This window comes from Streptomyces sp. NPDC055632 (assembly GCF_053618675.1).
The window spans coordinates 147,208-166,664 of sequence record NZ_JBSHHY010000017.1 but is presented as its reverse complement, the minus strand read 5'-3'; the positions used below and the strand labels follow the sequence as shown (position 1 = coordinate 166,664).

Below are 19,457 nucleotides of genomic sequence, written 5' to 3'. Positions count from 1 at the left end.
TCCGACCCGCGCTTCGCCGCCGCCGTCCGCGACCTCGTCCTGGAACGGGCCGCCGCCGAGCGGGGAACCCGGGTGGAGCGGTGCGCCCTGGGCGCACTCGGTCCCTCCCACGACCTGTGCCCGATCGGCTGCTGCCCGGCCAGGACGGAACGGCCCGCGGCGGCCGGCGCCGACAGCCCGTACGCGTGATGCCCGAGAGGCTCGGTGAGAAGAGGACCGCTCGTTCTCACCGGGCCGCCGGAGGTTGCGGGCGCTTCACGACGCCGGGTCGACGACCGTCCGTCAGGTGTCCACCCCGAAACCTGCAGGTCGCACGGTCTCGTCACGTTCGTAGTTCGCGAGTGCGAGGCCGAGCGCGAAGAAGGTCGGGGCCCACTCCCCCACGAAGATGCCCCAGCGGTCGGCCCGTTCCAGGTTCTCCTGCCGGTTGGACGTCAGCCACGAGACCAACGACAGTCCGATCGACCCCACGGCGGCCAGATACGCGTGCTCACTGCGCACACCCGACTCGTGCAGCTTCTTGACGATCATTTTCTCCTCCTGCGTGATGAGGGGCTCCGGTTCTGGAAGCCGGTTCCCTGTCCGTTCAGGCGGGGATCCGCGACTCCGGATCCCGTGGCGACCCGTCCTCCTCGGTCAACCGCCACGAACTTCCGGAACATGCGGGCGGGAGGGACGGGAAGACGTGAACGGCCAGATCGATCCGCCACACATGCTCCTTGGCGCAGGCGCACACGAACGTGCCTGCGCCCGGAGTGCAACCACCGGGATGGAACGACTCGGCTCGGGGCAATTCCCTCTCCTCACCTTCCGCAAGCTCCTTTAATGGTCATTCAGGACATATTTCTTCAAGGCTCGCCGCGCGGATGCAGTCCGGCCGGCTCTCCTTGCGGCGTCTCGCCCACGCGCCCGGCGGCCCCGATGCCTTCACTCGTCCTCGCACCCGGGCGCATCCGTGCGCCCTCCCCGTCGGAAAACCAGGACAGCGGCCCGGTGCCACCGGGCACGAAGACCTGCGCGCACCACACCTGGGAAGAGGAGGACGTGCCGTCCTCCACCGGCTCCACGACGGGGAGCGAAGGCATGGCCGGAAACCGATACGGAATGACCACCGGGGCCGTCGCCAGGCACCTGGGGGTGTCGCCGACCACCGTGCGCTCCTGGGAACAGCGGTACGGCTTGCGTCCGGCGGTCCGCGAGGAAGGAAGGCACCGGCGCTGGACGGCCGAGGACGTCTCGATGCTCGAAGAGCTGTGCCGGCTGACGGCCTCCGGGGTTTCCCCAGCCGAGGCCGCGCGCACGGTCCTGACGAGCCGCGACACGGCCACCGGTGGTGCCTCCCGCCCCGCCCGGCTGCCGGATCCTCCCGCCGGAAGCGAAAAGGCGGCCGTTCCGGAAGGTGCCCGTCAGCCCGGTTCGCGCCACGACCTGCCTCCGGACACGGTGCGCGCGGAATGCCGGGGTCTGGCGCGCGCCGCGGTGAGACTGGACGGTCCGGCGATGGACGACCTGCTGGAGCGGGCCGTCCAGGAGCACGGGCTGGTCGTCGCCTGGGAAGAGGTCGTCGCGCCCGTTCTCCACGCAGTCGGCAAGAAGTGGGAATCGACGCAGGAGCGCTACGTCGAGGTCGAGCACCTGCTGTCGTGGCACGTCTCGACGGCCCTGCGCCGGATGATCGTGGCAGGGTTCGCAGCCCCTTCGACCGCACCGCCCATCGTCCTGGCGTGCACGCCCACCGAGAACCACACCCTTCCGCTGGAGGCTCTGGCCGCGGGCCTCGCCGAACGGGCCCTGCCGGTCCTCGTCCTGGGCGGCACAGTTCCGGCCGAGGCGCTCGACGCCGCAGTGCGACGGTGCGGCCCCGCGGTCGTGGCCCTGTGGTCCCAGGCCCGCGCCACGGCCGACCGACCCTTGGCCGCGCAAGTGGCGGGCACCGCCTTCGGACCGCGAGGAGCCCGGACCGCACCGGTGGTCCTGCTGGCCGGTCCGGGCTGGGCGGGAGGGCCCCGGGAAGCTGGCATGCTGCGGCCCAGCGGGCTGGGAGAGGCGCTCGACGCGGTCTCACGGCGGTACGAACGGTTGCGTCTCGTGGTGTCGGACCGGACCTAGTCTTCTGAGTCGGGAATTCTGTTCAGATATGAGGCGAGGTGTTCGAGGATCTCGTCTGCGGTCTTGGTCCAGATGCAGGGCCTGGGGTGGGGTACGGCACCCTTTGCGGTCAATCTCTCAGACCCCATCTGGTCCACCTCGACACTGGCGTGTTTCTCGAACCAGGGCAGCAGCCAGTATCGAGCGCGCAGGTCAGGCTCGCCGTAGCGTTCGCCGTCCCCGCCGTCAGCAGGATCGCCGTGGGCACTACCTGCCCGGACCACCTTGCCGAGCTGGCCGCCGCCAGCAGTCTCGCGGTCAGCACCGACACGGTTTACGCCTACTGCCGGCTGTTGAGGGAACAGGTCGGCGGGTGCAGAAGGGAAGCCGCCCGTGCCACCCACGATGGATGACCTCTCCACGATCGATCACGAGGACGTCCTTGCCGGGGTGGAGAAGCGCACCGGCACCGGCCACGTCCTGGGCCGAAGCCGCGCCGACTACTCCCGGTACAACGGCACGGCCGGGTTCCCGACGGTGGCAGGCACTTGGCTGCGGCTTGCATGGGTACGGCCCGGCACGTTCAGCGCACAGCCGTGGACCGGGCTGGAGGCGTCCGTCGCGATCCACGGCGTCCCCGGGCCGAATGGATCGCGGGCGCCATGTGGCACGACCACGACCGCGACGTCGTGTGGCGCGTGGACGAGATGAGCCAGGCTGTGGCCCCGGCGCTCTCGCCGACCGGGACTATCGACCGCGTCCTCGACCTCGCGGACACGTGGTGGAGCGACCTGCACACCGCGCTCGGCAACCTGGCCAGTCATGACACCAACCGGGTGTGGGTCCAGCAGAGCCATCCCTCCCAACGAATCAGCGAGGTCTGCGGCGACCAGGTCGACACCACAGTTGCGGAGTGGGCCTGCGCGCACGGGGATGCCGGTACGCCAACCTCATCGCCGCCCGCTCACGATCCTGGACTGGGAAGACTGGGGGAAGGCGCCCGTCGGCCGGGACGCGGCCTGCCTGTGGTCCGTCTCCCTGGCGGTGCCGAGCCTGGCGGACCGTGTTCTCGCTGAGTTCGCCGACGTCCTCGACACCCGCGCCGGCCGGCTCTCTCGGCTGATGCTCTGTACGAACGTGGCGCGGGCGCACCGGCGGACAGGCCGCATCGGACCCCCGACCCACGCGATGAAGGCAGCAGGACCGAATCTCCTCACGGCCCTGATCTGACGGCGCCGCGCATCGTGGCGTATGTGGAAGCCCTCGTCGGGTGATACCCGGACGACATCGGCCGCAGTGTCGTGTGGGCGTCGCCCCGGTCATCGAGGAGGCATTAGGCCCGATCGTGTATCTGCTCATGCCCTATCGATCAGAAACGGTTCGGCTTATGGGTCGTCGTAGGGGTGTGTGAGCGATCTGGTGGGGGACGCGCGGCATCTGTCGCCGTCGGCGCAGGAGGCCTTGCGGTTGCGGGCGGTGGCGGGGCGGGACCGTGAGGACGTGGCGGCGATGTTCGGAGTGTCACTGAGCCTCTTTCATCCTGATGTCCCAAGAGTGGAGGCCCAGAACATCACCGCAGGTCAGAGCCGCTTAAAGCATCACGCCGAGTCGAGGATGAAAGAGGCTCACTGAAGGCGGTGGACATCTGGTGGGCCAAGTGGCAGGACGGTGGCCGGGAGGCGCTGGTCATGCGGCCGCGCGGCAAGCCGGTCGGCGTGCACCAGGTGCTCGGGGAGACCGAGCAGGGTGCGGTGCGGCAGGCCGTCCTCGATCACCGGCCCTGTGACGTGGGGCTGAGCGGGCAGCTGTGGACGCGGCGGCTGATCGGGGAGCTGATCGCGAAGCTGTACCGAGTGCGGCTGACCGAGCCCGGAGTGGGCAAATACCTGAAGCGGTGGGGGCTGCCGTTCCAGCGGCCGGACAAGAGGGCCGTCGAGCAGGCCCCGGAGGCCGTGGCGCGCTGGCATCAGGAGACCTGGCCGAAGGTCCGGGCGAAGGTGAGGAAGGACGGCGGCGAGGTCCTGTTCGCCGACCAGGTCGGTATCCGCTCCGACCAGGTCACCGGCCGCACCTGGGGAGAGAGGGGCAGGACTCCCGTGGTGCGGCGGAGCGGGAAGCGGTTCTCGGTGAACGCGATGTCGGCGATCAGCACCAAGGACCGTATGCACTTCATGGTCTTCGCCGAGTCCTCCACCACCGAGGTGACGTGCCGCTTCCTGGACCGGCTCGCCGGCCACTTCGACCACAAGGTCCACCTCGTGGTCGACGGGCACTCCGCCCACCGCTCGAAGAAGGTCCGCGACTGGCTCGCCGCCCACCCCGACGATGTTGAGCTGCACTTCCTGCCGCCGTACTCGCCCGAGCTGAACCCCGACGAGCTGGTCAACGCCGACCTCAAGCACAGCCTGCCCAAACAGCACCGGGCCCGCAACCAGGCCGAACTCGCCGCCGAGACCCGCCGCCTTCTTCCACCGACGCCAGCGTCAACCGCACATCGTCCGCGGCTACTTCGGCGGCCCACACGTCCGCTACATCCTGGACGAGAACCCCATGAGTTTCTGATCAATATGGCAAAGCTGAGGAAGTCTCCGAGTATGCCGCTGCACTGGTTCGCGAATACGGCCTCGTTTGCTTCGATCCGCAGGAAGAGTGCCTCCGCCCGTGAGCTGCCTGCTCCTGAGCGGGCGGACCAGAGGAAAACACCCGCGACGAGAAGACTGGCGCGGTAGATCTGGGCGGTCTTCTTGTGGCGGGTGGCCAGATCGGAAAGCAGGGTTCGCAGGATGCCGAGCGGAGGGTGAAGTGGGGGCGGCCCGGTGGTGCTGCGTCCCAGAGCGCATCTGGGCACCGGGCCTCACTCGTGAACGCCGTATGGGCACGAGCTGACACGGACCCTATCCGCCCCGGCCAAAGCCACTGCGCCAGGTCCCGCGGTAAGTCCCTCACAGCCACACAGATGCACGACTACTGAACTTGAACTCGTGATGTCGGCCCGAGTCCCGCCCTGCTGCCGGAGCGGCCGCTCTACGATCCCGTGCTTGCCAGTCTTGAGGCGACGAGGGCCACGAAGTGCTGGAGGACAGCGAACGGCAGCGTTTGCGTTGCGTCGAAGTAGACCTCGGCCGGCTTCTCCTCCTCGGGCGCGTAGACGACCACCGTCACGGCCGTCGGCCCTGGGGCCGGTGAAGCAGGCACGGAAGGTGTTCCACCCGGAACCATGCGGGCCTCGCTGAGCTCGAAATGCGTCGTCCGGCCCTCGCGCGTACCCGTCTCGGTGGTGAGAGCGCAGAACAGATCGCCGCCGTAGTCCCAGGTCAGCAAAGGCATGGCGATGATGCTGCCATACCTATTGCGGTCAGCGGTCGGGCATTCGCTGCCGCGTCCGTCATCGGGCGGGATCCAAGCTCAGGCCAGTGCCAGCGAGACAGCCATCGACGACATCAGGGCGGTACTGAATCTGCTTGAGCCGACGTTTCACCGCCCGGGTGATCTGGCGTAGATCGGCCGCCGCGAGGTTGCCGATGTCGCGCTTGACGAGCGACCAGATCCCCTCCTGTGGGTTCAGGTCGGGCGTGTAGGTGGGCAGCTGGAATACGGTAAGCCACTCGGCGTTCGCGTCGATGAACTCCCGCATGCCCGCTGTCAGGTGCAGGCGGATGTTGTCCCAGGCGAGCACGATCGGTCTGCCGAGCTGGATGCGGGCACGGACGATCAGGTCGCGGAAGTCGCGCCAGCCAAAGCCCTTCGGCTGGTCCTTGCGGCCCCAGTACTCGCGGATCGCGTAGATCAGCCGGGACCGCTCCCCCAGTTTGTAGCAGGCCATGCCCGCCATCGACACTCGACCGGAGCCCCGACCCCTGACCCTCACGACAGGCGTCTGGCCGATCCGGCCCCAAGTCCTGGTGCGCGGCGGAGCCAACGACTGCCCGGCCTCGTCCTCGAAGACGATCCAGGCGCCGCGCTCCGCCGCGGTGCTCTTACCCGCGGCCAGGTCTCCTCTTTCCACACCTCGACCGCCGCATCGCCGCGCTCGATCGCCCGCCGAGTGGGCTGCTGCCAGCTCCAGCCGTACCGCTTCAGTAGCCGCCAGGTGCCCTCGACCGTGCAGGAGACATGGAAGAGCCGACCGATCACGGTCTTGATCCGCGCCAGTGTCCACCGCTGGTCGACCCAGCCGTGGGCCAACGGGCCACGTTCCAAATTCCGTTCCAACCTGGCGATCTGGGCTGCGCTGAGCCGAGGTCTTCCGGGCGACCCCTTCGACAGAACCCCAGCCTCGCCGCCCTCGCGCCAGGCCCGCCGCCACCGTTCCACGGAACGCTCGCTCACCCGCATCGCGGCGGCAACCTCCGCGTTCTTCTGCCCGACCTCGAAGTGCTCGACGGCCTGGAGCCGCAACCGCTCCCGCGCGGCCCTCGCGGCGTCGGTCAACCCTCCGCCCTGTGCGTACCTCACGCCCCACGACTACCGGTGCCGACAGTCGCCTGTCAGCCGAACGGCACCGACATCACTCAATCAAGTTCAGTAGACGGGGCGACAGGCTGGCCGGGTTCGACAAGGAGATGTACAAGCGGCGCAACGAGGTCGAGCGCACGATCAACCAGCTCAAGCACTCCAGGGCCGTGGCGACCCGATACGACAAGCGCGTCTACGGCTTCACGGACACGGTCACCGTGGCCTCGACTCGACTGCGGCTCAAGCCCTGACGGGCTGGCTCCGTCAGCGGGCTTCCAGCTCTTCGGCTCGCTGCGTCAGCTCCGCCGCGATGTCGTCCCAGTCCGGACCGTGCAGCCACAGGTTCTGCGCGGCCTCTCGCAAAAGAGCCGGCTCGTCGCTCCTTTGCAGTAGCACGAGACGATAGGCGAGGTTGCGAATCCACACCGGGAGCTGGCCGTCGACCAGGTTCGGGCAGAGCTCCCGCAGCATCGACAGGATCGCGTCCGCATCGGCGAACGTCAGCTCTTCGACGAAGTAGTGCTCGCGGTGCTCCTGACTGCACGCCGGTGTCGGACGGTACTCATCTCCGTAAAGACACCGGGCGTGCTCGGTCAGCGTGCTGTGCATGCGCTGCAGCCTACGACGTCATGATCCGCCGGACAGAACCTGGGTCGTCCCGGCCGACGCACGTACGTTGAATGTGCAGCTGCCGCCCTGGAATACCAGTCCGATCAGTCCAGGCTGCCGGTGGCTTCGAGGTGGGCGAGGAAGGTGGCCACGAGGCGTGGGTGGGGGACGTGGGGAACGAGGGCATAGGGCAGGTCGGCTTCCAGGCCCCACTCCGTGTTGAAGGTGATGCTGCTGCCGTCCGGGAGGACGCTGTCTCGTAGCCACGGGGTGAACTCTGCTGCGGTGTGGGCGGTGCAGTCCTCGACAACGATGCCTTCCGGGGACAGCTTGGCCATGCCTTCCAGGTCTTCCTCGCCGACCGTGATGCCGAAGTGCAGGACAGAACCGCGAACGGGGCCTTCGGTACCTTCGTCGATACGAATGAACGTATCGGTATCGCGTTCGCGCAGCCTGGCCTCGATCTCCTCATAGGTCAGGCCCCAGGTGGAATCCTCGGTGGGTCCGAAGATGTACATGGTGCGCAGTTCGGCCAGTTCGGATGCGTCCACGCGCTCGCTCCCTCCTCGTGTGCCGCCATTGCTCAGGGAACGTATCGGGCGTAGCCCTTGACGCCGTAGGCAGCCATCATCACGCGCCAGTAGGCCACGGAATCCGGGGTGTTGGTGACAGTGAGCCTTTTCCAACTTCATCCTGAGCTGGTCAGATGAAGGGTGAGGACGGCTTGGACGAGGCTGGTGATGTGGGTGGTCGAGCACCGCAGTTTGCGCAGGAGTCGTCAGGACTTGAGGGTGGCGAAGGCCTGCTCGACGAGGACCCGGACCTTCGCGTGGGACCGGTTGACCGCCTGCTGGCCTGCGGAGAGGCTCTCCCACCGCCCCCAGCACGGGATGCCGGCATCGGCCAGGGCGTCGATGATGCCGTGGCCGCAGGCCGCGCGGATGTCGTGGACGGCTCCAGGCAGGGCCGGTGAGGCCCACAGCAGCCGGCCGAAGGGGTTGGCGATGACCTGCACGTTCGTCTCATGCCTCTTGTGTTTGCCGGAGTAGAACGGCCGGTCCGCGGCGATGCGGTCGATCGGCAGGATCGTGCCGTCCACCAGCACGAATGCCTTCGCTGAGGCCGTCCGTGCCGCCTCGGCGAGGCTCGGAGTGAGAGCGGCCAGGACCTCCACAGCCTCGGCGATGTACCGGTAGGCGGTCGTGGTCCCGATGCCGGACCCGGCCGCGAGCTGGGCATAGGGGTGGCCGTTGCGGAGGTGGGCGAGGGTGAGCAGGGCCGGCCGGCCCGTGCTCAGGCGCCGCCAGCGGGTGCCGATCTCCTCACGGCGTCGGCGGAGCTTGGTGGACAGCAAGCGCAGGGCAGAGCTGGACACGTCCAGCCCGGACGGGTAGACAAGCACACGAAGCCTCCGGTGGGGCGAGGGAATCTTGGTCGTGACCCCGTCTACCAGGGGCTTCACCACGTTGTCAGCCCAACCGCCCCGCATCAGAAGCAGGTTGGAAAAGGCTCACTACTACGCCGAGTGCTGAGCGGGATCGGCCGTGCCAGGTACGGCAGCAGAGCTCCAATACGGAAGCAGGGCCCGGACCGCGCGTCGCGGTCCGGGCCCTGCCCCGTGAGGTGCTGCGCTGCGTCAGCTCTGTGCGGTGTCGTCGCTCGCCTGTCCGGCGTCTTCAGCTGTGCGTACCTTCTCGCGCATCTTGCGCACCAGCTCTGCCTTCTGGTCGGCGGCACCCTGGCGGTCGAGGTTGCGATGCGGACCGTTGTTCTGCCGTTCGGCGCGGGACAGCCTCTTGCGCTGGCCGCCGCCCTGGCCCACGGGGTTGTTGATGTTCTTGCTGTCGGTCACGGGTTCTCCCGGTGGTGATGTGAAGTGATCTGGGTATTCATCGGTGGGGACGGGCGGCGACGTTGAAGGACGTCAGCGGGGACCCGTCACGCTCTCACTCGCACATTGGCGGCTGGGAGAACATGACAAAGACGCTACCCGGTTCCGTCGGCCTGGCGTGCCAAGCGCGGTGTTCTCGTGCTGCTGGCGGATCTCACCGTCGATATATGCCACGATGTGGCGGGGCTGGTGTAGACGCCGAGGAAGCCAGTGATCTCAGCGGTGATCCCCGTCTCTTCCAGGTATTCGCATACAGCGCACTCGGCCGCCTGGCTCGCCCGGCGGCCAGGGAGCGAGATTGTCTGCCGGGACCGCGCGCCGTTCTTCGCGGAAGGCGCCACTGCCGGGGCACACCAGGCGACGCAGGCGGCGCAGGTCGCCGACCGCCGGCATCTGTGGCACAACCTCGGGGAGACTGCTGAGCGTTCTGTCGCCCGCCACCGCCAGTGCCTTCGCGTCCTGGTCCCCGGCCGCGAGGGGAAGGCCAAACCACCGGCGCTGCCTGAGGAGCAGGCGGACTCTCCATGGCGGAGCGAGCGGTTCGCCAACCGTGTCCGGGCCAGGCATGCCACGGTCCACGCGCTGCTGGAAGCCGGCCACAGCCGCCGTTCCATCGGGCGCCAGCTGAACATGACCCACCGCACGGTCAAGAGCCTCGCCGACGCCGCCATGCCGGAAGACCTCTTTCGCGGACAGTGGCGGCACAACAGGACCTCCGTCCTCGACGAGTACGAGCCCTGCCTGGACGAACGCTGGGGCGAGGGCTGCGCCAGCGCCTGGAAGCTCTGGGAGGAGATCGTTCCCCTGGGCCATCGAGGCAGCTACGGCCGGGTCAGCGCCCACCTGCGACAGAAGCGCACCTCGCCGCGGCCGGTCACCGCGCAGCCGCCGGCATCCCGCGTGGTGACGAGGTGGATCCTCAGCCGACCCGAGACGCTGACTCAGATCGAACGGCTCCGGCTCAAGGCCGTCCTGGCCAACTGCCCCGAACTCGCCGCCCTGACCGGTCACGTCCGGTTCTTCGCCCAGATGCTCACCGAGCGGCAGGGCCAACGACTCCCTCAGTGGCTCGACGCCGTCCGCCGGGACGACCTTCCCAGCCCCTACACTCTCGCGGCCGGCATCGACCGAGACCGCAAGGCAGTCATCGCCGACCTGACCCTGCCCTGGAGCTCCGGCGTCGTCGAAGGACACGTCAACCGGATCAAGATACTCAAGCGCCAGATGTTCGGTCGCGCCGGCTTCGCACTGCTCCGCAAGCGGGTTCTTTTCGCCCCGTGACCGATGTCAGTGGCTCCTGGAACCATGCCTTCGTCCGAGACAGCCGTATCAGGAGCCATACATGGGAACGTGGGGAACCGGCCCGTTCGACAGCGACCTCGCCGCAGACTTCGTCGATCAACTTGAGGGGCTCACCCACCAGCAGGTCATCGACGTGCTGGAGCGGGCATTCCAGCGAGTCACCGACTCAGGGGAACGCGTCGACGGTGGAGACGGGGCCGAAGCCGTCGCCGCCGGCGCCCTCGTCGCCAGCAACCTCCCGGACAGCCCCATCGTGATCGACCCCGATGACGGCCCCAGGGAACCGCTGCCCACACTGCCAGCCTCCCTTCGCGCGCCGGCGAGACTTGCACTGGACCGGGTTCTCCAGGACGGATCAGAACTGACAACCGGCTGGGTGGACAGCGCCGACGCCGACCAGTGGCGTCAGGAAGTGCGACAGATCCTCCAAGCACTCGAAACACCCACTGATCACTAATCGTGACCGCTTCACGAAAGTCGTGCCAGAACCCGTTTTTCGTGAACAAAGCCACACGGGGCGTGCCGGGGGAACACCGGTAGGGCCTGGGGGGTCAGCGCCAGGTGAGGTGTTCGTAGTGCAGGAGGCGGGCGCGAGCGGCCTTCTCGGTCATGCCCAGGCCCTCGGCGACCGCGGGCATCGCTCCGCCCTCGTCGTGTTCGTCCGCCAGAGCCCCGGCGGCTTCGGGGCCGATCTCGGTGACGATCGCCTCCAGGACGTCGCAGGCCTTCAGCATCATCGTGTACCCGCGCGCCTTGTCCTCCTCCCACCACAGCCGGTCCAGCCGCTCATGCACCTGACCCAGCAGACCCGCGAGGCCCTCGGGCAGGGGCACCGCGCGCCCGGCGACCTCGTCGAGGTGCGCCTCCCACTGCGCGTACGGGCCCGAGGTGTCGTAGGCATCGGGGTCGTCGTCCTCACGGACCTTCTCCCAGTCGATCACGTAGATCTTCGTCCCGCGCCAGCCGTACGCGCACCGGCCCCGCATCGACACCGCGGTGGGCCGGCGGAACGTCCCGTCGTAGAGCCACCAGTCGCTCGACTCGTGGAAGTTGCTGCCACTGCCCAGGTCGAAGAGGACCGGCTTCGGCTCGCTGCCGTCGGCCAGCAGCACCCCCACCATGCCCTCATGCGACTCGAACCCGTCCCGCCGCCACCCGTCCCGCACTCCGTACACCGCGACCCGCCTTCCGCCTCGACGTCGGCGCCCCGGGCACGGCGCCCGAAGCTTCCCGCAACTGCGGAACGACCGCACTGTCCCGCAGGCGGATCGCGACATATTCCACAGGCAGGTGTAGCACATGCCGCTCCGCACGCTCCTACTTGTGGGTAGGCGCGACGGCGAGCAGAGGAAGGGTGACCTTCCCGGCTTCGCACCGCAACCCCGTGCCCGATTGAGTAGGTGTTTTTGAACCTGGTCCTGCTCTGAAGCGGAAGACGCGACTGTCCTGGATCAGACCCACCGCCGCTTTGCCGGCAGTGCCTCGCACTAAGAGGTCGTTTCTTATGGCGCCCTTGTAGTTATCGTGCCTGGGGTGCCATCGCTGAGGTCTGGACAGAGGGCCGGGGGATTATGGACGAGACGTTTGACGCTGAGGGAACAACGCTGTGTTGCGCCGCGGCCATCCGGTTGGGTGGAGCCGCGGAAATACTGACCGCGCGATCTGGCCTGCTTGATCACTACAGCCCGATCATGGCGGGGCTGAAAAACATCACGGAGTTCCTTGACGGTCGAGGGCTCGACGACGACTTGCTCGGCTCTGCGTTTGCCGAGAGCTGGTCCCTGGATGCCCGGTACCCGGCAAGGCTCACGAGCCACGCCTTTGTTAAGGAATGGTCCTCTCTGGTGTTCGGCACGGTGGTGCTGACCAGGCCGAAGCAGCAGGACATCGTGGCAGCGCGGGCCCTGAAGTGCGCCTCAACGGCAGTGGCAGCCTGGCCGTCCGCCGTCCGTATCGGCCCCTTCGACAGCCTGATCTTCTTCGAGCTGGCCTGCCGGCAAGAGGCGGAAGCCCGGATGCGGGAAGACGGTCTGCCTGCTCTGTGGGAACTGACGGAAGATCGGTCGAAGCAGTATCGCCAGGCAGCGGAACGACTCGTCGAGTAGCCGGCGCCTCAGCCTGTGAGTCTTCGGTAGCTAATGAGGCTTGCGGCTATGCCGACGAAGGCGAGGAAGTGTTCGGCCTTGCGTTCGTAGCGTCGGTGCAGCCTGTGGCAGCCGGCCAGCCAGGACACGGTTCGCTCGACCATCCAGCGGTGTCGGCCCAGCCGTTGTGAGGATTCGATGCCCTTGCGGGCGATGCGGTGACGGATGCCGCGTTTGCGCAGCCATCGGCGCAGGTGGTCGTAGTCGTAGCCCTTGTCGGCGTGCAGTTTCGCCGGCCGTCGGCGGCGGGGTCCGCGGCGGGAGCGGATGGGCGGGATGCCGCGGACGAGCGGCTCCAGGCCCTGGCTGTCGTGCATGTTCGCGCCGGAGATCCCCAGGGACAGGAGCAGTCCATTGCGGTCAGTAACCAGGTGGATCTTCGATCCGAGCTTGCCGCGATCGGTCGGATTCGGTCCCGTCAAAGGCCCCCTTTTGCCGCCCGCAGACTGACCGAGTCGATCGCACACCGCGACCAGTCCAGCTCCCCCGAGCCCCGAGCTCGTCGAGGATCACACGGTAGAGCCGGGCCCAGACCCGCTCCCGGCTCCACTGGGCGAACCTGCGGTAGACCGTTTGCCAGGCCGGGCCGAACACCGGCGGCAACTGCCGCCACGTGCAGCCCGACGTCGCCACAAAGATGATCCCAGCCAGGGCCTCACGGTCACCCGCCCGGCGCCGGCCACCGCCCTGCGGACGTATCACCTCAGTCGGTGGCACCACCCGCCGAAACAGCACCCACAACTCGTCCGGCACCAGCCGCTCAACCAGATCCGTCATGCACGGAACAACGAACGATCACGCCATAAGAAACGACGTCTAAGCTCCCGCTGCGTGACCCATCCCATCGACCGTACTGCCGCGGATGACGACGCGCTGCTGGAGAGGCTTCACACCCTTGCATGGGGTGCTGGAGGCGTGGTCCCGTACCCCACCGTCATGCCGGAGGGGCCCTTCCCTCCGCTTGCTGCGGTCGACATCGAGCGCGCGGAACGGAAGATCGGATATCGCCTGCCCGACCTGCTCCGGCGTATCTATACCGAGATCGGTGACGGCGGATTTGGACCAGAAGGCGGCCTCGCGTCGCTGACAGAGGGCCGCCGACCGCCCGGGCATCTGACGGACTGGCATTGCGCGCTGACTGTCCACGACCAGCGCCCCGGCTGGGCACCGCCGAGGTCGTGGCTCTACCTCACGGGCGGCGGCTGCACCATGGAGTGGTACGTCTCACTGATAGCGGTCGACCACCCCGTACTGCTCTACGATGCCGACGGCTGGGAACCGGACTGGGGACAGGAACCTCACGACGGCCTGCGTTACGCGGCGCCCTCGCTGCGCCACTGGCTCTGGACCTGGGCAGAGGGAGGCAACGTCTGGGACGAAGCGCTGCAAGCAATCGGTGAGGACTGAGCAGCCAGAAACGTGCGTCACCCGTTGACCCGGCCGGTCAGGGAAGAGGAACGCATGTGCACGCGCGGACACCACGGCCGGGTACGGCCGGAGTGCGATGGCCGACGTCGACGTCTTGGTCGCGGTTGCCGGTCTACTCGGTCTGGGTGCCGGGCAGGCCGTGGACCATGTCGGCGTAGAGGGGTGAGTCGGCGAAGGGCTGCTGTTCGCCGACTTTGCGGTAGCCCCAGGTTTCGTAGAGGGCCTGGACGCGGGGGTGGGTGGTGTCGACGAGCAGGACGGTGAGCGGTTCGGGACGCTGGTCGAGGAGTGCGGTGTGGAGCTGGTCGGCCAGGCCGGTCTTGCGCCACTTCGGCCGGACCATCAGCTCCGAGAGCGAGAACGTGGCGGTCTGCTCGGGAGCGGGGGAGAGGTGCTCGCGCCACCACTCACGCACCTCGACGGCCGGGGCGCCGTAGGCGTAGCCGGCGGGTTCGTCGTCGTGGGCGATGACGCAGGCGAAGCCGGGCAGGGCGCTCCAGTGGTCGACGAACCAGGCGAAGCGTTCCTGGTCGTGGAAGCGGTCGCCCGCTTCGGCGGCGTCGCTGTAGGCGTCGGCGTGGACGTCGAGGAGTGCCTGCCGGATTCCGGCTGCCTGATCGGGTCCGTAGTGGGTCAGGGTGTAGGCGGTGGGCACGGGCGGCTCCATTCGGCGCGGTAGCGGTCGGCCCAGTCCAGCACGGTTGCCGCGGCGTCCCCGATCCGGTCGCGGACGACCGCGGTGAGCGCGAAGAGTTCGGCCGGCCCGTGGAAGGCGATCCAGCTCGGCCGGAGCAGGCCGGGGTCGGCCTTGGCCAGGGAGGTGGCGGCGAGGTCAAGGGCGCGCAGGGCAGCGCGGTCCTCGCCGAGGTGCGCGTGGGCGATCGCGGTACAGGCGTGTGCGAGGCTGGCGAACAGCGGATCGCGGCGCGTGATCGGTGCGGTCCGGGCCGCCTGTCCGGCATGGAGTGCCTCGGCGTGGTTGCCCTGCTGGTAGGTGAGCGTCGACATCGAGTTCCACACCCGTAGGGTGCTGGCCGGGTCCTGGGCGAGACCGGCCAGGTACAGGGCCCGGTCCAGATGGGTGCGGGCCCGGGGGAGTTCGCGGGCGTCCACGCACGACCAGGCGGCGGTGGCGGTGTAGTCGGCGGCGAGCGCGAACAGCTTCTTGCGGGTGCGCTGGATGGCGGCCCGCTCCTGGAGTGCGACGGCTTCGGCGGCGCCGGCGAGCGCGGCCTTCTCCAGGCGGTCGTGACCGCCGCGCTGGTCTTCGAGGGCGTTGACAGTGTCGAGCTGCTGGCGCAGCCGCAGGACGTCATGGCTGCCGACGGGCGGGGCGGCGCCGGCGAAGGCGGCCGCGCCGGCAGCGGCGGGGGCGGTGAGGAAGGTGCGGCGCAGCAACGGACCCTCCGGGGCAGGGCGGGTCTTGCGGCGGTCGGGCCGACGGAACCCTAAGTCCACCGCCGCAAGCCCGCTGACCTCCTCCAGGGCCATCCGGACTTTGGCCTGCGGCCATGTCGTCCCGCCCGCGCGCCACTTGCGGACCGCCACCTCCGACAGCTCCCCGCGCGGGAGGTCTTCTGTGTGACGCGGCGGATGACCGTGTTCAAGACGTGGGCGAGTTCGGGCGCCGTCCAGCCGCTCACCGTCATCCAGGCGATGAACACCTCGTTCCGCACGCGAGCCATCCCCACACGGTAGAGGGGCGCGGTACCTCCGCGAAGGTCAAAGAACAGTCAACTCGCTACGCAAGCGGCAGGCAGGGAAAGCGACTTCGATATGCCCCTCCACCCCCGCCAGGCGGTTACCTGATGTGTACGGCCCTGCCGCGCCCCTCCCCCGTGGGGCACGGCAGGTCCCGTCTTCTCATGCCATCTGACGAGGACAGCGATGAACGGTGCCGATACCACCCCGGGCGAGACCGCCGCTCCGGCGACTCCGGCCTTTCCGGCCGTGCTGTACATCTGTGCCGACCGCGGCACGGCCATGCCCGGCCTGGCCGCCCGGCGCGCCGAGGACGAGGGCCGCGCCTTCGCCCGGGAACGCGGACTGACGATCACCGAGGTTGTCACCGACCAGTACGGCGAACCCGACCCGGCCCGCCGCGACGGATGGCAGCGGGTCCGCGAGCTCGCGCAGAGCGGCGCCGTCGAGGCGGTCCTGGTCCGCTGGCCCACCGCCATCGCCCCCGAATCCGCCGTCGGCCTCCGCCACCGCGAGACGTCCTGGCTCCAGGACCACGGCGTACGCCTGCGCTACACCTGGGCACCCCTGACCAAGACGGCGAGCGGCGGGAGCCGGTGCTGAACTTCCTGCACAGCGCGCACCGCTGGCCCGGCCGGGAAGTCGAGGACACCGCGACCGGACGCCGCGGCATTCTGCCCGATGGAACGCGACCGTGATCGGCCGGACAGTGCCTAAGTGATGACTGTGGACCTTCGAGGGTTGGTGCTGCGGAAGGTGAGGATGGTGCCGAGGATGAGCCCGGCGAGGGCGGTGAAGATCATGATGTTCACCCAGACCGGGACCAGGTCCATGTGCGTGCCGTCGCTCCAGTGGCAATCGCGGGACAGTGGAAGGAAACCTTCGGTGAGTGTGAGGTTTCCTTGCGGGCCTTGGTCTCTCATCGGGTTGCCGACGGCCCGCACGCATGCGGAGTGAGAGCCGTCGGTGTCGAAGCCGCCAAGAAGTCCCACGGTGTACGAGGGCAGGCCCGCGGCGAAGCTGAGGGCGATCAGCTCCAGTCCTCGCCATGGACCTGTGACGGCGCGGGAGAAGAACCACCGCCGGGTGGCGAGCAGGTGAACCACCTTGATCGCGAGCAGTCCGACGCCAAGAGGAAGAGCGGCGAACGCTACGACGACAAGGGCAGCAGGGAGGTCGAAGCTCAACTGGTGGTCTCCAGCTGGCTGCGGCGCTGTTCGGCGAGCTCCAGGCGCTGGGTGTACCCGCTGCGCTCGTGGTCGCGCACGGCCTGCAGGGTCACGAGCGTGATCTCCTCCGACGCGTCGGAGACCAGGAAGTGCTGCGGGTCGGTCAGGGCCCACGGGCACTGCCGTGCTGCCTCCAGGACCTCTTGTACATCGAGACCCACGGCCGGTTCTCTCCCTGGTCCCTCCGGAGCCCCAGCATCGGGCCGCTGAAGCAGATGGTGCTGTTGCACGGGCGTCTGATCACCTGAAGACATCACGCCGATCCTGCCTGTGCAGCCTACTCCGGCCCGAGGGCAGCCAGCAGGTCGGACGGGGCGGGCTGGATAGTCCCTGCGAGAAGGGGTCGGGTGTCGGGGCGGTGAAGGGGTGGCGACGGCGTGAGGCGGTGCGCCATCCGGTCTGTTCCTCCCAGACGAGCGCCGCGGCGGGGGCGGTCTCGGTGAGGGGGAGGGCGGCGCGGAGAGTGTCGTCGTTCTGCTGGACGGCGGGCGGGCGGGGCGGCGGTGGCGGTGAGGCCGGCTTCGTGGAGGGCTTCGGTGATCTGCGCGAGGTAGGCGCCGGCCGCGCGACCGCGGAGTTCGGTGACGGCCTGGGCGAGCGCGGCGCGGGTGTGGGCGGCTGGGTAGCCGAGTTCGCCGGCGGCCTGTCCGGGCGTCAGCCCGGGGGTCTGCTCCAGGCGGTCGGCGATGCGGCGGGCACGGAGCTGGGTGAGGGCGCGCTGGGCGGTGGCGGTGTGCACGCCGAGGGCTTCGGTGACACCGGCGGCGCTGAGCGCGGGGTCGGCGTCGAGGAGGAGCGCGGTGCGCTCAAGGAGTTGCTCGCGCGGGATCATGTCGCCCGCCCCCTTGGGACGGCCACCGGCGGCGGGTCGGGAGTCCCGGGCCGAGCGGAAGGCGAGGGTCACACCGCGGGGCCAGTACTCGACCCCTCCGACGACGACGAGGTGCCCGGCGACCTCGGGGCGTTTCTTGTAGACGTCCCAGCTGGCGACGGCCACGCCGATCAGGCCGGCGGCCTCGCGGCGGTCGAGGAGGTCCTGGCCGTCGTCCTCGGCGGGCAGCGGGGGAACAGGACAGCCCGCGCGGTGGGCGGCGACCTGTTCGGCGTCGAAAAGCCGGGTACGGGCGTCCTTCGAGCTGATCGGCTGCGGGAAGCCCTCCTCCAGATAGGGCTTGTCCTTCTGGTACTTGCTCAGGCTCGCTCCCGCCTCACGGGCGAGCTCGGCGATGGTGCGGACCTGCTGTGCGTGGCCGGTTACAGATCACGCTGGTCTTCCGAACGACTCGTCCGCCTCATTGTGTAGGGCATGCTCTGAAGGTCGAGTCGAGAAGGTGTCTTTCGGGGCAGGGCTGCGGCGCGAGTTTGAGGACGAGTGCGGGCACCACGGGCTGTGCCCTGTGCTCGAGGGATTGCCCCTCCGCACACAGGGCACTTCACCGTGCCAGCCACGCGATGTTCAGAACCTCAGGAGGCCCAGTTGGCCGCTCCGCGCAGGAGGCGGTGGTCGGAGGCCTTGGCGTCGAGGGGCAGGGAGTCGCCGACGACGTCCTTGAAGTGCCGGGTGCTGAAGAACAGGTAGTCGATCTTGCAGTCATAGTCGTCGGCGGGGTCGTTGAGGTCTTCGCCCTTGGAGCGGAAGGTGGACTCGCCTCCCTGGCAGGGGACGGTGCCGGATGCGCATGCCGAGTCGTTGCCGGTGTCGGTCTCCAGGGCGGGGTCGCTCTGGTCGGCTTCGGTGAACACGCCCTTCGCGCCGCTGCCTACGGCGGGGCCGTAGTAGCCGTCCATGAACGTCTCGTTGGGGAAGCCGTTGAAGTCGCCGCCCAGGATGACCGGGGTGCCGGTCTTCTCCCAGGCTTCGGCCTGCCAGCGCAGCTCGGCGGCTTCGACGTCTCGGACCGGGTTGTCGGCCCAGTACAGGTGGACCGTGCAGGCCCAGTTCAGCCGGCCCTTGAGGTTGCTCTTGACGCAGGGTACGAGGATTGGTTCGCTCTCCGTGCCCTGCGTGAGGTCCAGGGTCTTGGTCTGGACGATGGTGCCCTTGACGAAGAGGGCCACGCCGTAGGGGTCGCCGCCACACGCGCCGCTCTGCCCGGTGAGGGCGGCGGCGAACCGGCCGTTGAATCCCAGGGGGGCGAGCTTGGTGCTCAGTTCGGTGTACTGGTCCTGGCACACCTCCTGGAGGAAGATCTGGTCGGCCTGCCAGCCGGAGGAACCGGCCTCCGCGACGATGCTCTCGATCCGGTGCGCGTTGTTGTAACCGGCCGGGCCGGTGCCTTCCTTGCACGCATTGCCGCACATGTTGTAGCTGACGAACCGCAGCGCCTGCGTGGTGTTGACGGGGACGGTGTCCGCGGCGGCGGGGGTGGGGGTGGCGAGGGTGGTGAGCAGCAGTGCTGCCGCAGTTCCCAGAGTGGTGGCCAGTGCCTTGAAGCTCTTCAACGCAGTCCTTCGGGCTGATGCGGTACCCCACGTCGGCGCCGGTGGCCGCGTCGGTTACGGCTGTGGACCGGTGTCCGCAGGTTTACTGTGGCGTCGTGGCGCGGGGGAGTGGGATGAGTGGGTGGGCGTGCCGGGCGACGAGGGCGCCCGGCACGCTCTGTGTGAAGC

Annotated in this window: 22 protein-coding genes and 5 pseudogenes; 11 read left to right on the top strand and 16 right to left on the bottom strand. The window is 68.7% G+C overall.

Annotation, left to right across the window (positions count from 1 at the left end):
• A pseudogene (locus ACWGSR_RS22550) lies at window positions 1-189 on the top strand (ferrochelatase); the annotation flags it as partial.
• A 93-nt stretch (window positions 190-282) separates the two neighbouring features.
• Here the strand turns inward: ACWGSR_RS22550 and ACWGSR_RS22545 are convergent.
• Window positions 283-531, bottom strand: a complete 249-nt coding sequence (locus ACWGSR_RS22545) for a hypothetical protein (RefSeq protein WP_376242604.1) — start codon at window positions 529-531, stop codon at window positions 283-285.
• A 552-nt stretch (window positions 532-1,083) separates the two neighbouring features.
• On the opposite strand from ACWGSR_RS22545, the gene ACWGSR_RS22540 reads away from it, so the two are divergent.
• From ACWGSR_RS22540 to ACWGSR_RS22525, 4 genes are all read left to right on the top strand, one after another.
• Entirely contained in the window at window positions 1,084-2,109 is a 1,026-nt protein-coding gene (locus tag ACWGSR_RS22540) for a MerR family transcriptional regulator (protein ID WP_453568453.1), read from the top strand.
• A gap of 38 nt (window positions 2,110-2,147) precedes the next feature.
• On the top strand, window positions 2,148-2,501 hold the full coding sequence (locus tag ACWGSR_RS22535; protein WP_453568451.1) for a hypothetical protein: 354 nt from the start codon (window positions 2,148-2,150) through the stop codon (window positions 2,499-2,501).
• Between the two features lie 994 nt (window positions 2,502-3,495).
• On the top strand, window positions 3,496-3,720 hold the full coding sequence (locus ACWGSR_RS22530; RefSeq protein WP_453568449.1) for a hypothetical protein: 225 nt from the start codon (window positions 3,496-3,498) through the stop codon (window positions 3,718-3,720).
• Window positions 3,721-3,725: 5 nt separating this feature from the next.
• Window positions 3,726-4,817 carry an IS630 family transposase gene (locus ACWGSR_RS22525; protein ID WP_453568447.1) on the top strand — a complete coding sequence of 364 codons (1,092 nt, stop codon included), beginning with the start codon at window positions 3,726-3,728 and terminating at the stop codon, window positions 4,815-4,817.
• Window positions 4,818-5,112: 295 nt separating this feature from the next.
• Here ACWGSR_RS22525 and ACWGSR_RS22520 read toward each other — a convergent pair whose 3' ends face one another.
• Together ACWGSR_RS22520 and ACWGSR_RS22515 are read right to left on the bottom strand one after the other, a co-directional pair.
• Complete coding sequence (locus ACWGSR_RS22520; protein WP_453568445.1) at window positions 5,113-5,415, bottom strand: hypothetical protein; 303 nt, start codon at window positions 5,413-5,415, stop codon at window positions 5,113-5,115.
• Between the two features lie 58 nt (window positions 5,416-5,473).
• A protein-coding gene (locus ACWGSR_RS22515) for an IS630 family transposase (protein WP_453568443.1) occupies window positions 5,474-6,543 on the bottom strand; the annotation gives its coding sequence in 2 pieces (ribosomal slippage) (window positions 5,474-6,085 and window positions 6,088-6,543; 1,068 coding nt in all).
• Between the two features lie 107 nt (window positions 6,544-6,650).
• Here ACWGSR_RS22515 and ACWGSR_RS22510 point away from each other — a divergent pair.
• On the top strand, window positions 6,651-6,794 hold the full coding sequence (locus tag ACWGSR_RS22510; protein WP_453568441.1) for a hypothetical protein: 144 nt from the start codon (window positions 6,651-6,653) through the stop codon (window positions 6,792-6,794).
• 13 nt (window positions 6,795-6,807) lie between these two features.
• On the opposite strand, the gene ACWGSR_RS22505 is transcribed toward ACWGSR_RS22510, so the two are convergent.
• The 5 genes and pseudogenes from ACWGSR_RS22505 to ACWGSR_RS22485 all read right to left on the bottom strand — a co-directional run.
• Window positions 6,808-7,152 carry a hypothetical protein gene (locus ACWGSR_RS22505; RefSeq protein WP_453568439.1) on the bottom strand — a complete coding sequence of 115 codons (345 nt, stop codon included), beginning with the start codon at window positions 7,150-7,152 and terminating at the stop codon, window positions 6,808-6,810.
• Between the two features lie 104 nt (window positions 7,153-7,256).
• A complete protein-coding gene (locus ACWGSR_RS22500; RefSeq protein ID WP_453568437.1) occupies window positions 7,257-7,703 on the bottom strand; it encodes a hypothetical protein in 447 nt (148 codons plus the stop codon).
• A gap of 137 nt (window positions 7,704-7,840) precedes the next feature.
• A pseudogene (locus ACWGSR_RS22495) lies at window positions 7,841-8,554 on the bottom strand (transposase family protein).
• A gap of 234 nt (window positions 8,555-8,788) precedes the next feature.
• Window positions 8,789-9,004, bottom strand: a complete 216-nt coding sequence (locus ACWGSR_RS22490; RefSeq protein WP_453568435.1) for a DUF6243 family protein — start codon at window positions 9,002-9,004, stop codon at window positions 8,789-8,791.
• A gap of 153 nt (window positions 9,005-9,157) precedes the next feature.
• A pseudogene (locus ACWGSR_RS22485) lies at window positions 9,158-9,312 on the bottom strand (NUDIX hydrolase); the annotation flags it as partial.
• On the opposite strand from ACWGSR_RS22485, the pseudogene ACWGSR_RS22480 reads away from it, so the two are divergent.
• Window positions 9,308-10,324: pseudogene (locus tag ACWGSR_RS22480) on the top strand (transposase); the annotation flags it as partial. The pseudogenes ACWGSR_RS22485 and ACWGSR_RS22480 sit on opposite strands and share 5 nt — an antisense overlap.
• 61 nt (window positions 10,325-10,385) lie before the next feature.
• On the top strand, window positions 10,386-10,802 hold the full coding sequence (locus ACWGSR_RS22475; protein ID WP_453568433.1) for a DUF4259 domain-containing protein: 417 nt from the start codon (window positions 10,386-10,388) through the stop codon (window positions 10,800-10,802).
• Window positions 10,803-10,896: 94 nt separating this feature from the next.
• Here ACWGSR_RS22475 and ACWGSR_RS22470 read toward each other — a convergent pair whose 3' ends face one another.
• Window positions 10,897-11,466: a hypothetical protein gene (locus ACWGSR_RS22470; RefSeq protein ID WP_453568431.1), complete on the bottom strand. Its 570-nt coding sequence runs from the start codon at window positions 11,464-11,466 to the stop codon at window positions 10,897-10,899.
• A 450-nt stretch (window positions 11,467-11,916) separates the two neighbouring features.
• Between ACWGSR_RS22470 and ACWGSR_RS22465 the strand changes: the two genes are divergently transcribed.
• Entirely contained in the window at window positions 11,917-12,450 is a 534-nt protein-coding gene (locus tag ACWGSR_RS22465) for a hypothetical protein (protein WP_453568429.1), read from the top strand.
• A gap of 8 nt (window positions 12,451-12,458) precedes the next feature.
• Here ACWGSR_RS22465 and ACWGSR_RS22460 read toward each other — a convergent pair.
• Window positions 12,459-13,266: pseudogene (locus ACWGSR_RS22460) on the bottom strand (IS5 family transposase).
• A 54-nt stretch (window positions 13,267-13,320) separates the two neighbouring features.
• Here ACWGSR_RS22460 and ACWGSR_RS22455 point away from each other — a divergent pair.
• A complete protein-coding gene (locus ACWGSR_RS22455; RefSeq protein WP_453568427.1) occupies window positions 13,321-13,896 on the top strand; it encodes an SMI1/KNR4 family protein in 576 nt (191 codons plus the stop codon).
• A 133-nt stretch (window positions 13,897-14,029) separates the two neighbouring features.
• Here the strand turns inward: ACWGSR_RS22455 and ACWGSR_RS22450 are convergent, their stop codons facing one another.
• Together ACWGSR_RS22450 and ACWGSR_RS22445 are read right to left on the bottom strand one after the other, a co-directional pair.
• Complete coding sequence (locus ACWGSR_RS22450; RefSeq protein WP_453568425.1) at window positions 14,030-14,572, bottom strand: N-acetyltransferase family protein; 543 nt, start codon at window positions 14,570-14,572, stop codon at window positions 14,030-14,032.
• On the bottom strand, window positions 14,551-15,465 hold the full coding sequence (locus ACWGSR_RS22445) for a hypothetical protein (protein WP_453568423.1): 915 nt from the start codon (window positions 15,463-15,465) through the stop codon (window positions 14,551-14,553). Before ACWGSR_RS22445 ends, ACWGSR_RS22450 begins: the two co-directional genes overlap by 22 nt.
• A gap of 339 nt (window positions 15,466-15,804) precedes the next feature.
• Here ACWGSR_RS22445 and ACWGSR_RS22440 point away from each other — a divergent pair, with 339 nt between their 5' ends.
• Window positions 15,805-16,221: a hypothetical protein gene (locus ACWGSR_RS22440; protein WP_453568421.1), complete on the top strand. Its 417-nt coding sequence runs from the start codon at window positions 15,805-15,807 to the stop codon at window positions 16,219-16,221.
• 110 nt (window positions 16,222-16,331) lie between these two features.
• On the opposite strand, the gene ACWGSR_RS22435 is transcribed toward ACWGSR_RS22440, so the two are convergent.
• The 4 genes from ACWGSR_RS22435 to ACWGSR_RS22420 form a co-directional block, all read right to left on the bottom strand.
• Window positions 16,332-16,805 (bottom strand): hypothetical protein, encoded by a 474-nt coding sequence (locus ACWGSR_RS22435; RefSeq protein WP_453568419.1) that lies wholly within the window; start codon window positions 16,803-16,805, stop codon window positions 16,332-16,334.
• Window positions 16,802-17,008 carry a hypothetical protein gene (locus tag ACWGSR_RS22430; protein WP_376242574.1) on the bottom strand — a complete coding sequence of 69 codons (207 nt, stop codon included), beginning with the start codon at window positions 17,006-17,008 and terminating at the stop codon, window positions 16,802-16,804. Before ACWGSR_RS22430 ends, ACWGSR_RS22435 begins: the two co-directional genes overlap by 4 nt.
• Before the next feature lie 116 nt (window positions 17,009-17,124).
• Window positions 17,125-17,844, bottom strand: a complete 720-nt coding sequence (locus tag ACWGSR_RS22425) for a hypothetical protein (protein ID WP_376242572.1) — start codon at window positions 17,842-17,844, stop codon at window positions 17,125-17,127.
• Between the two features lie 467 nt (window positions 17,845-18,311).
• Entirely contained in the window at window positions 18,312-19,289 is a 978-nt protein-coding gene (locus tag ACWGSR_RS22420; protein ID WP_453568417.1) for an endonuclease/exonuclease/phosphatase family protein, read from the bottom strand.
• Window positions 19,290-19,457 lie beyond the last annotated feature (168 nt).